Origin of the sequence: Barnesiella sp. B2-R-119, assembly GCF_023656675.1 — a bacterium.
Lineage (GTDB): Bacteria > Bacteroidota > Bacteroidia > Bacteroidales > Barnesiellaceae > Barnesiella > Barnesiella intestinihominis.
The window spans coordinates 251,187-262,639 of record NZ_JAMOKL010000001.1; the positions used below are offsets into that span (position 1 = coordinate 251,187).

The following is an 11,453-nucleotide window of genomic DNA, read 5'->3' on the forward strand; positions in this document are numbered from 1 at the left end:
AAAGATCATCACATATAAACAAAGGACATGAAACGAACAACGCTATGGATAGGTTTGGGATTACTGCTTTTTTCAAGCTGTTCTAACCTCACAGAAACGCAGTTACAATACATCGACTATGTAAACCCGTTCGTGGGTACGGGAGGTCACGGACACACATTCCCCGGCCCCGTCGCCCCCCACGGAATGATACAGCCCAGTCCCGATACCCGTATATACGGGTGGGATGCCTGCTCGGGATATCACTATTCCGACAGCACGATAAACGGATTCTCTCATACCCATCTGAGCGGTACGGGCTGTGGAGACTACGGAGACGTTCTGTTAATGCCCACCGTAGGAAAACAAAACTATCGTTACTTGGGATACGGTTGCCAACAAACCGCCTATGCCTCACCGTTCTCGCACTACAAAGAAGTGGCAAAACCGGGATACTATTCGGTAGAACTCGATCGTTACAACGTGACAGCCGAACTAACGGCGACACCTCGGGCGGCCCTGCACCGTTATCGTTTCCCCGAAAGTAAAGAAGCAGGATTTATCGTCGATTTGGATTACAGTTTACAAGGACAAGAAAACATCGATATGAAGCTCGCCTCGCTCAGCGATACCGAAATAGTCGGGTGGAAAAAGACCAGAGGCTGGGCGGAAAATCAATGTATAGGCTTTTACATGAAATTTTCCAAACCATTCACTTGCCATATCGTCGACACGGTCATCGATATCGTGCGCGATGGAAAATCCTGTAAATTGGAACAGAAAAAAGCACTGCTCCAATTCCCGACGGCACAAAACGAAGAAGTGCTTGTAAAAGTCGGTATATCGGCCGTAGATATAAAAGGAGCACAGCGGAATGTCGAAACCGAAATCCCATCTTGGGACTTCGACAGTATAATGACCGCTACACAAAATAAGTGGAACGACTACTTGGAAACCATTCAAGTCGAAGGCAATAACGAAACCCAAAAACAGATATTCTACACAGCACTATACCACACGGCTATACACCCCAGCCTTTTTTCCGATGCGGACGGACGCTATCGTGGGCTCGACCAAATGATACATCAAACCAAATCCGGCAAAGAAATATACACGGTTTATTCCCTATGGGATACTTTTCGTGCATTGCATCCGCTATTGACCATCATCAAACCCGATTTAAATGAAAAATTGGTGATGTCTCTTATGCAAAAATACCACGAAGGGGGTATTCTGCCCATGTGGGAATTAGCAGGGAATTACACGGCTACGATGATTGGTTATCATGCTATCCCCGTAATCGTCGACGCATATATGAAGGGATTCGACAAAATCGATGGAAAAGAATTGCTCGAAGCCTGTATCCGCAGCTCGGTATATGATACGACCGGTATTATCGCATCGAGCAGAATGGTCAACGGGTTGGTTCCCATTTCTAAATACTACAAAAATAAAATAGGTTATGTTCCCTACGAAAAAGAAAACGAGTCGGTAGCCAAAGGTTTGGAATACGCCTATAACGATTGGTGCATCGCTCGATTGGCAGAAGAAATTGGCGATACGGCCACTTACGAAAAATACAAGGCACTCTCTAAATCATACATCAATTACTACGACTCGCAAACCGGATTCATGCGTGGCAAAGACTTGAAAGGGAATTGGCACGTTCCATTTAATCCCCGTTACTCCGACCACCGCAATGACGATTATTGCGAAGGGACAGCTTGGCAATGGGCTTGGTTCGTTCCTCACGATATAGAAGGACTTATCACCTTGATGGGAGGTCAGGAAAAATTCATTGGTCGACTCGATTCTCTCTTTATCGCCGAATCAAAGATAGAAGGCCCTCTCGTATCTTCGGATATATCGGGGCTCATCGGACAATACGCGCACGGAAACGAGCCTAGCCATCACATCGTTCACCTTTACAACTACGTGAATCAATCGTGGAAAACCCAACAGTTGATCGATACGATTCTCCATACCCAATACTTCAACAACCCCAACGGATTGTCGGGCAACGAAGATTGCGGTCAAATGTCGGCTTGGTATGTGCTCAATGCGATGGGATTCTATCAAGTATGTCCCGGATCGCCCATATATTCTGTCGGTCGTCCTATCTTCGATAAGGTAACCATAAATCTACCCAACGGGAAAGTATTCGAAATTATCGCCAACAACAATTCCCGAACCAATAAATATATACAGAGCATTCGCCTTGATAATATCTTGCTCGAATCTCCTTTCTTCATGCATAGCGACATTATGAAAGGCGGAAAAATTGTAATGGAAATGGGAAACACCCCGGTCAAACAATAAGCGAAATCAGATATTAACATCACATAATCCAAAACAGTTATGAAAAATATGAATCGTTATCTCGCACTTGTGGCCTTGATAATCTCCTTAATCTCCTGCCAAAGTGAAGACAACCCAAACCGTTATGAATTAATACCCTATCCCAATGACATGGAACAGATGTCGGGACGCTTTTCTTTCGATGACAACACACAGATTTTTATTTCACCGGAATGTGGAGACGAAGTAAACGAAATCTTGGCTCGGTTTGCAGAACAATTCGGTAAAACAGCCGGCAAGGACTTAAAAATAGCCGAAAAAGAAAGCAAAAATATGATGATCGTAAAAATCGACACGACTATGAGCCAAGAGGCTTATCGGCTAAACATAAGCAAAAAGAAAATCGAAATAACCGCAGCTACGCCCAACGGTGTACGCTATGCACTACAAACCGTTAAACAACTCCTTCCGGTAGCTATCTATGGAGAAACCCTCTCCGCAGATGAAAATTGGTCGGTTCCTTGCGCCACGATAAACGATGCTCCTCGTTTCGGATATCGGGGAATTCACCTTGACGTTGCCCGTCATTTTTTCACATTAGACGAAGTAAAACGGATTCTCAACGTAATGGCTGTTCACAAACTAAATACATTGCATTGGCATCTCACCGACGATCAAGGCTGGCGCGTAGAAATAAAAAAATATCCACGGCTGACCGAAGTGGGCAGTATTCGCAACAAAACCATGATTCGTAAAGAATGGGATAACTACGACACTACCCCCTATGGTGGATTCTATACACAGGACGAATTACGCGATATGGTAAAATACGCCGCCGATTTGGGTATTACCATCATTCCCGAAATAGACCTTCCTGGACACATGATGGCGGCATTAGCCTCTTATCCCGAATTAGGTTGCACGGGTGGCCCATACGAAGTTTCCGGACAGTGGGGTATCCGTGACGATGTGCTCTGCGTAGGAAAAGAAAAAACATTCGAATTCATTGAAAACGTTTTGCTCGAAATCATAGATATATTTCCCTCGAAATACATACATATCGGAGGTGACGAATGTCCCAAAATTCGATGGGAAAAATGTCCTGCTTGCCAAGCCCGTATCCAAAAATTAGGACTCAAAGACGACGAACATGGTAAGGCCGAACACTATCTGCAAAGCTATACGACCGAACGGATAGAGAAATTCCTCAATGAACACGGGCGCGAAATTATCGGATGGGACGAAATGCTCGAAGGCGGACTCACCACCAACGCGACTGTTATGTCATGGCGAGGTGTTGCCGGAGGTGTCGAAGCAGCGAAACAAGGGCATTATGCCATCATGACACCGACTGCACCTCTTTATCTCGACTATTATCAATCACGAGATACACAAAACGAGCCTTTGGCTATCGGCGGTTATAATCCGGTCGATATGGTCTACAATTTCAATCCCATACCCGAAAGTCTTACAGAAGAACAAGCCAAATTCATATTAGGTACACAAGCTAACATCTGGACAGAATATATCACTACTCCCGAACACCTCGAATACATGATACTTCCCAGATTAGCAGCACTGAGCGAAGTACAATGGGATCAAGTCGAAAACAAAAGTTATGACCGGTTCCTCGATAATATAGGCCATATCCTTGCCATCTACGATGTAATGGGACTCAACTATGCCAAACATATACTCGAAGTTAAAGGCGAATACTCGGTAAATGAAACCAAAGGCTGTATAGAAGCGACACTCCGCACACAAGGCAATGCACCCATCTACTATACCCTCGATGGATCCGAACCAACGACAAACAGTACCCGATATACCAAGCCGATAGAAATCCGTACCGAAAATGATTCTTGCACATTGAAAGCTATCGTCGTACGCGAAGGCATCGAAACCCGCACACTCGTGCGCCCCTTCAAATTCAATAAAGCCACAGGACACATGCCCCAACTGAAAGATGCACCCAGTGAAAAATATACTTTCGGAGGAGCCGGTGTACTCACCGATGGCATACATGGAGATTTCAATTACAGCAACGGTTGTTGGCTCGGATTCATCGATACGCCGTTAGATGCAACAATCGATTTAGGAAAAACGCAAACGATAAGTCAGGTCAAAATAGGATCGCTCGTACAATATTCCGAGTACATTTTCCCGCCCACCCAAATAAAAGTCTATGCGACGAATGGAGACAACCCGATGACCGAAATCGGAAAACTCGAAATTCCGGTAACACAAAAACAAGACCAAGACGGAGTACGGGAATATACCTGCAAATTTCCTGCCGTCCCCGCCTCGAAAATCCGAGTGGTTATCGACACCACAGACAAAATACCGGCATGGCACGGAGCCAAAGGTGAAAAAGGTTGGCTTTTTGTCGATGAAATTTCTGTTAACTAATGATTATTACTGAAACGTATGAATACACACAATATATTCAAATCTGTTCTCTTCTCTACACTGTTACTTATCGGAAACAGCTGTTCTGAGCGAAAAGAAATAGATGTTATACCGATGCCTCGATCGGTAGAGTATCACAGCGGAAATTTTACAATTTCACCCGAGACTAAGTTCTATACAAACCTCTCCGCAGAAAGTCGTCAAGCTCTGACCGACTATCTCGAAGGGACATCGCTCGGTTCCGTTCCCTTTGCCGAATCGGCTACCGGAAATAACGGAATCGAATTGAACCTCTGCGATAGTTCTATCGTGACAGGAAATGAAGCCTATCGGATCGAAATCGATAAAAAAGGTGTTCGACTATCGGCAAATACCGAGACTGGGATATTCTACGGGCTCCAAACACTTCTGCAACTGTTGAACAACGGCGATAACAAAACTCTTCCCGCTCTGACGATCAACGATTCCCCTCGTTTCCCATACCGAGGATTGCACCTCGATGTTTCGCGCCACTTCTTTGATAAAGAGTTTGTCAAAAAACAATTGAATGCGATGGCCTATTTCAAAATGAATCGGTTGCATTGGCATTTGACCGACGGTGCTGGTTGGAGAATCGAAATAAAGAAATATCCCCGCCTCACCTCTTTCGCTGCGTGGAGGCCATTCGATAAATTAAACGACTGGTGGGTAGGAGGTCGCACTTTCTGTGAGCAAGACGATCCTCGTGCCGTCGGCGGATATTACACACAAGACGACATTCGGGAAGTTGTCGCTTACGCTGCCGAACGTCATATCACCATCATTCCCGAAATCGAAATGCCGGGACACTCCGAAGAAGTATTGGCTACTTACCCAGAGTTGTCTTGTTCCGGTAAACCCTATGTCAATGCCGACTTTTGCATAGGAACCGAAAAAACTTTCGAATTCCTCGAAAACGTCTTACTCGAAGTAATCGACCTTTTCCCCTCTGAATACATTCACATCGGAGGTGACGAAGCAAGCAAAAGTAGTTGGAAGACATGCCCCCGTTGTCAGAAGCGCATGGCCGACGAGCACTTAAATTCGGTAGACGAATTGCAAAGTTACATGATACACCGCATTGAAAAGTTCTTAAACGATCACGGTCGTAAAATCATCGGGTGGGACGAAATCATAGAAGGCGGTCTATCTCCTACGGCCACAGTCATGTCATGGAGAGGAGAAGAAGGTGGAATCAAAGCTGTAAAAGCCGGAAACCAAGCCATCATGACACCCGGTAAATACTGCTACCTCGATGCATTTCAAGATGCCCCCAACACTCAACCGATGGCCATAGGCGGATATCTTACTTTGGAAAAAGTCTACTCTTTCGAACCAGTCCCCGATTCGCTTTCCACGAAAGAAGCCGAGCTTATTCTAGGTGTACAAGGAAATGTATGGACCGAGCACATACCCACACCCGAACACTACGAATACATGATATATCCTCGGATATTGGCACTCGCCGAAATCGGGTGGTCTCCTTCCGAGGTCAAAAAGTGGGACAATTTCCACACCCGAGCCCTTCAAGCGGTAAATATACTTCGAGAACAGGGTTATAATCCTTTCCCTCTCGAAAAAGAAATAGGCGATAAACCCGAATCCTACCAAAAGGTAAACCATCTGGCTATCGGGAAAAAAGTATCCTATGCCAATCCTTATAGTAACCATTACGCAGCTCAGGGAGAGAAAACATTAGTCGATGGCGTCCGGGGTGGTTGGATGTACAACGACGACCGTTGGCAAGGCTTTATCGATTGTGATTTCGATGTAACGATTGATCTCGGTAAAGAAACCGACATCAAACAAGTCTGTGCAGAATTCATACAGCTTAAAGGTCCCTATGTATGGTTACCCAAACAAGTTATCATATCGAGCTCCGTCGATGGAGAACATTACGATACCCTCGCGACTATCGACAATGACATTTCACCCGACATCGAAACGCTTCAATTCAAAGAATTCGGTTGGGAAGGTAATGCAAAAGCTCGCTATATCCGCTACAAGGCATTATCGAACGGCATCGCCGGAGGCTGGCTATTCACCGATGAAATCAGAATCAAATAATCGATATCTCATTTATAGAACAGAAAAAGACAAAATCTGGGAAAATGAAGAAGGTTAGTAAAGAAAAATCGATAAATCCTATTGCATGGGTCCCCACGGCATATTTTGCCATGGGGCTTCCTTTTATAGCGGTAAATCTCGTTTCTACGTTCATGTTCAAGGACTTAGGAATATCCGATACCCAAATTGCCTTTTGGACTTCTGTCATCATGTTACCGTGGACATTAAAGTTCCTTTGGAGTCCTTTTTTAGAAATGTATCGTACGAAAAAATTTTTCGTTGTCGTCACTCAGTTACTGAGTGGGTTATTATTCGGTATAGTAGCTCTCTCATTGAACTTCGACTATTTTTTCGCTATCAGTATCTCCACGATGGCAGTCATCGCTTTGAGTGGAGCCACTCATGATATAGCTTGTGACGGCGTCTATATGGCCGAACTATCTCCCGAAGATCAGGCAAAATACATCGGTGTACAAGGAGCTTTCTACAACATTGCGAAATTAGTAGCCAACGGTGGATTGGTAGCAGCAGCGGGAATGCTAGCTGAACATTTCGGCGCATCCGAAGGAGCCTCTATTCAAGCGAATATGCCCGCCTATAAAGAAGCGTGGATGATTATTTTTATCATCATTTCGGCACTGTTGTTGCTATTGGGGCTATACCACTCAAAAATACTTCCTTCCACACAAGTACCGAACCAAGAAAAGCGTTCAAGTGCCGATGTGGCGAAAGAGCTATGGGAGGTCATTAAAAACTTCTTTACCAAAAAACACATCTTTTACTATATCTGTTTCATCATACTCTACCGCTTTGCCGAAGGATTTATCATGAAAATCGCTCCGCTATTTCTGCGCTCTTCACGCGATATTGGTGGATTGGGACTTTCGCTTACCGAAATCGGCACATTGAATGGAGTGTTCGGTTCAGCTGCGTTTGTCTTAGGATCATTGTTGGCAGGAGTTTACGTTTCGCGTCGAGGATTGAAGAAAACGCTTTTCACCCTCTGTTGCGTATTCAACTTTCCATTCGTAGCCTACACATTATTAGCCATATTCCAGCCCGAAAATCTCTATCTGATAGGAACCGGTATCGTTATCGAATATTTTGGTTACGGATTCGGATTCGTGGGTCTCACACTCTTCATGATGCAACAGATAGCGCCGGGCAAACACCAAATGTCACACTACGCTTTCGCTTCGGGTATCATGAACCTCGGTGTCATGCTTCCGGGTATGATGAGTGGATTTTTCAGTGATTGGCTAGGCTATGAAAGATTCTTCATCTATGTATTATTGGCTACAATACCGTCGTTACTAATCACCTACTTCATTCCGTTCACCTACGATGATTCGAAGAAAGAAAGTAATCGATGACAAAAAACAGACCTACGTTCAATCGCGATTAAACATTAAACACATATACATTAAAAAAAGAAAAAACGATATGACAAAAAAAATGGTTATGCCCTGGGAAGACCGTCCGGCAGGATGTGCGGACGTCATGTGGCGTTATTCTAAAAATCCGGTAATCGACCGCTACCATATCCCCTCTTCCAACAGCATCTTCAACAGTGCCGTAGTGCCTTTTGAAGACGGGTTCGCCGGAGTGTTCCGTTGCGATAACAAAGCCGTGCAAATGAATATCTTTGCAGGATTCAGCAAAGACGGTATTCATTGGGACATCGAACATGAGCCCATTAAATTCAAAGCAGGAAATACCGATATGATAGAATCTGAATATAAGTATGATCCCCGTGTTACTTGGATCGAAGACCGCTACTGGATCACATGGTGTAACGGCTACTACGGTCCGACCATCGGTGTAGGCTACACATTCGATTTCAAAGAGTTTTTCCAATGTGAAAACGCCCTTCTGCCTTTTAATCGCAATGGAGTACTGTTTCCGCAAAAGATCAACGGGAAATACGCCTTGTTGAGCCGCCCGAGTGACAGCGGACACACTCCGTTCGGCGATATTTATATCAGTTACAGCCCCGACATGAAGTTTTGGGGCGAACATCGGCACGTACTCTCTCCCACACCTTTCCCCGTGAGCGCTTGGCAATGTACCAAAGTAGGTGCTGGCCCTATCCCTATCCTCACCGACGAAGGCTGGCTCATGTTCTACCACGGTGTCATTACCACTTGTAACGGATTCCGTTACTCTATGGGAGCGGCAATTCTCGACCGTGAAGACCCCTCCAAAGTGCTTTATCGTACACAACCCTATCTCCTTGCCCCGGCAATGCCCTATGAGATGCAAGGCGACGTACCCAACGTTATATTCCCTTGTGCAGCCCTTCACAACGAAGATCGAGTAGCGGTCTATTACGGCGCGGCCGACACAGTCGTGGGAATGGCATTCGGATATATTTCGGAAATCATCGAATTTACCAAAAAGAACTCAACAATCTGATTTTTTATGAACATTCGCAATCTCATCGTTGCGGGAATCATAATGACAGTCTCGTCCGCCACACTATCGGCAGACGAGCCTGTCGCTTATGTAAACCCTTTCATCGGAACAACGAACTTCGGAACGACGAATCCGGGTGCAATCTGTCCTAACGGCCTTATGTCGGTCACACCATTCAATGTAATGGGTTCCGACAAAAACGTATATGACAAAGATGCGCGCTGGTGGTCCACCCCCTACGAATACCACAACACATTTTTTACCGGATTTTCTCATGTAAACCTTAGCGGCGTGGGCTGCCCCGAATTAGGCTCCCTCCTATTAATGCCGACAAGCGGAGAACTCAATGTCGATTACAAGCAATACGGTAGTGAATACGCTTTGGAAGAAGCTCACCCGGGCTACTATGCCAACCGGCTCACTCGCTACGGTATCGATACAGAAGTGAGTGCTACTCCCCGCACCTCCATCGCCCGATTTACCTACCCGGGCGGTGAAAGCCACATATTGCTCAATTTAGGAGAAGGACTCACCAACGAGAGTGGAGCGACCGTCCGTAAAGTAAGCGATACCGAATACGAAGGTAGCAAGCTCCTCGGTGGATTTTGTTACTACAACCGGCAGGGAGTATTCCCTATCTATTTCGTGATACGGGTCGACACCCCCCCCCTACAATCGGGATACTGGAAAAAACAAAGACCTATGACCGGTGTAGAAGCCGAGTGGGATCCCGACAACGGGAAATACAAAATCTACACCCGGTACACCAAAGAAATGTCGGGCGATGATATAGGAGTATTCTTCTCCTACGATACCAAACCCGGAGAACAGATTCAAGTACAAATGGGCGTATCGTTCGTCAGCATCGAGAATGCCCGCCAAAACCTCGACAGTGAGCAGCAAGGATTCCAATTCGACAAAGTGTGCCTCGATGCCCGGAATCAATGGAACGATATACTCTCCCGAATAGAAGTAGAAGGAGGTTCCGATGAACAAAAAACCATCTTCTATACGGCACTATACCACATGTTTATTCACCCCAACATTCTCCAAGATGTCAATGGGCAATATCCCGCTATGGAGAGCGACAAGATACTCACCACCCGGCACGATCGCTACACCGTCTTCTCGCTATGGGATACATTCCGCAACGTACACCCATTCTTTACCCTCGCTTATCCCCAAAAGCAACTCGACATGGTACAGACCCTCATCGACATGTACAAAGAATGGGGTTGGTTACCTCGCTGGGAACTTTATGGAAACGAAACGCTCACCATGTCGGGAGATCCGGCTATCATTATGTTGGCGGACACATGGTTGCGAGGACTTAAAAACTTCGATGCAGAAACAGCCTATGAGGCGATGGTAAAATCGGCGACTGCTCCCAGTAGCGAAAATATTTTACGCACCGATAACGACGACTACATGAAACTGGGATATGTACCCTTACGCGAGCAATTCGACAACTCCGTATCCCACGCCCTCGAATACTATCTGGCAGATTTCGCACTCTCCCGCTTCGCCGAAAGTTTAGGACTCAAAGAAGATGCCCAAACCTTCGCCAAACGTTCGTTGGGCTACAAACACTACTATTGCAAAGAATTCGGGACACTGCGTCCCATACTGCCAGACGGCTCATTCTACACACCGTTCGATCCCCTGCAAGGACTTAACTTCGAACCGGCTCCCGGATTCCATGAAGGCAACGCATGGAATTACACCTTCTATGTCCCCCACGACATCGGCGGGCTAAAACGATTGATGGGAGGAGAAAAGAAATTCGCCGCCAAGTTGCGCAAAGTATTCGATGAAAATTTCTACGATCCGGCAAATGAGCCAGACATCACTTACCCCTACCTTTTTGCCCAAGTCAAAGGTGAAGAATGGAGAACCGACTCGCTAGTCAACTCGCTCTTGAAAAAATACTTCAAGAATCAACCCGATGGCATACCCGGCAATGACGACACAGGAACGATGTCAGCATGGGCCGTATTCAGTATGATGGGACTTTATCCCGATTGTCCGGGAATACCCCGTTATACCCTCGTAGCTCCTGCCTTCGACAAGATTATACTCCATCTCGATCCTCGTTATTATACCCAAGACACCCTGGTCATCGAGTGCGAACGGCCTTCTCCGAAGGCTATCTACACCGACCGTATCACGGTAAACGGAAAAAAACATAAAGGACGATTCATTTTCCACGAAGATTTAGTCAATGCCGGTACAATCAGGTTCACTCTTACCGAGAAAAAATAAATTCA

6 protein-coding genes are annotated in these 11,453 nt (G+C 45.7%); all 6 read left to right on the top strand.

Annotated elements, in window-relative coordinates; all coding sequences use genetic code 11:
• Nucleotides 1-27: 27 nt before the first annotated feature.
• Nucleotides 28-2,298 carry a GH92 family glycosyl hydrolase gene (locus NBH06_RS00965; RefSeq protein WP_250792338.1) on the top strand — a complete coding sequence of 757 codons (2,271 nt, stop codon included), beginning with the start codon at nt 28-30 and terminating at the stop codon, nt 2,296-2,298.
• Nucleotides 2,299-2,337: 39 nt separating this feature from the next.
• Nucleotides 2,338-4,686, top strand: coding sequence for a beta-N-acetylhexosaminidase (locus NBH06_RS00970; RefSeq protein ID WP_250792340.1), 2,349 nt, complete (start codon nt 2,338-2,340; stop codon nt 4,684-4,686).
• A gap of 18 nt (nt 4,687-4,704) precedes the next feature.
• The gene (locus tag NBH06_RS00975; RefSeq protein WP_250792342.1) at nt 4,705-6,771 is read left to right on the top strand and encodes a glycoside hydrolase family 20 protein; all 2,067 of its coding nucleotides are present in this window, start codon (nt 4,705-4,707) and stop codon (nt 6,769-6,771) included.
• Between the two features lie 44 nt (nt 6,772-6,815).
• Nucleotides 6,816-8,144 (top strand): MFS transporter, encoded by a 1,329-nt coding sequence (locus NBH06_RS00980; protein ID WP_250792345.1) that lies wholly within the window; start codon nt 6,816-6,818, stop codon nt 8,142-8,144.
• Between the two features lie 70 nt (nt 8,145-8,214).
• Nucleotides 8,215-9,186: a glycoside hydrolase family 130 protein gene (locus NBH06_RS00985; protein WP_195331659.1), complete on the top strand. Its 972-nt coding sequence runs from the start codon at nt 8,215-8,217 to the stop codon at nt 9,184-9,186.
• A gap of 42 nt (nt 9,187-9,228) precedes the next feature.
• The gene (locus NBH06_RS00990; RefSeq protein ID WP_229037026.1) at nt 9,229-11,448 is read left to right on the top strand and encodes a GH92 family glycosyl hydrolase; all 2,220 of its coding nucleotides are present in this window, start codon (nt 9,229-9,231) and stop codon (nt 11,446-11,448) included.
• The last annotated feature ends 5 nt before the right edge of the window (nt 11,449-11,453 follow it).

Bases quoted from the DNA above. Each gene is read 5' to 3' on its own strand.
- NBH06_RS00990 (WP_229037026.1), top strand. From the start codon at position 9,229: ATGACAGTCTCGTCCGCCACACTATCGGCAGACGAGCCTGTCGCTTAT.
- NBH06_RS00970 (WP_250792340.1), top strand. From the start codon at position 2,338: ATGAAAAATATGAATCGTTATCTCGCACTTGTGGCCTTGATAATCTCC.
- NBH06_RS00975 (WP_250792342.1), top strand. From the start codon at position 4,705: ATGAATACACACAATATATTCAAATCTGTTCTCTTCTCTACACTGTTA.
- NBH06_RS00980 (WP_250792345.1), top strand. From the start codon at position 6,816: ATGAAGAAGGTTAGTAAAGAAAAATCGATAAATCCTATTGCATGGGTC.
- NBH06_RS00985 (WP_195331659.1), top strand. From the start codon at position 8,215: ATGACAAAAAAAATGGTTATGCCCTGGGAAGACCGTCCGGCAGGATGT.
- NBH06_RS00965 (WP_250792338.1), top strand. From the start codon at position 28: ATGAAACGAACAACGCTATGGATAGGTTTGGGATTACTGCTTTTTTCA.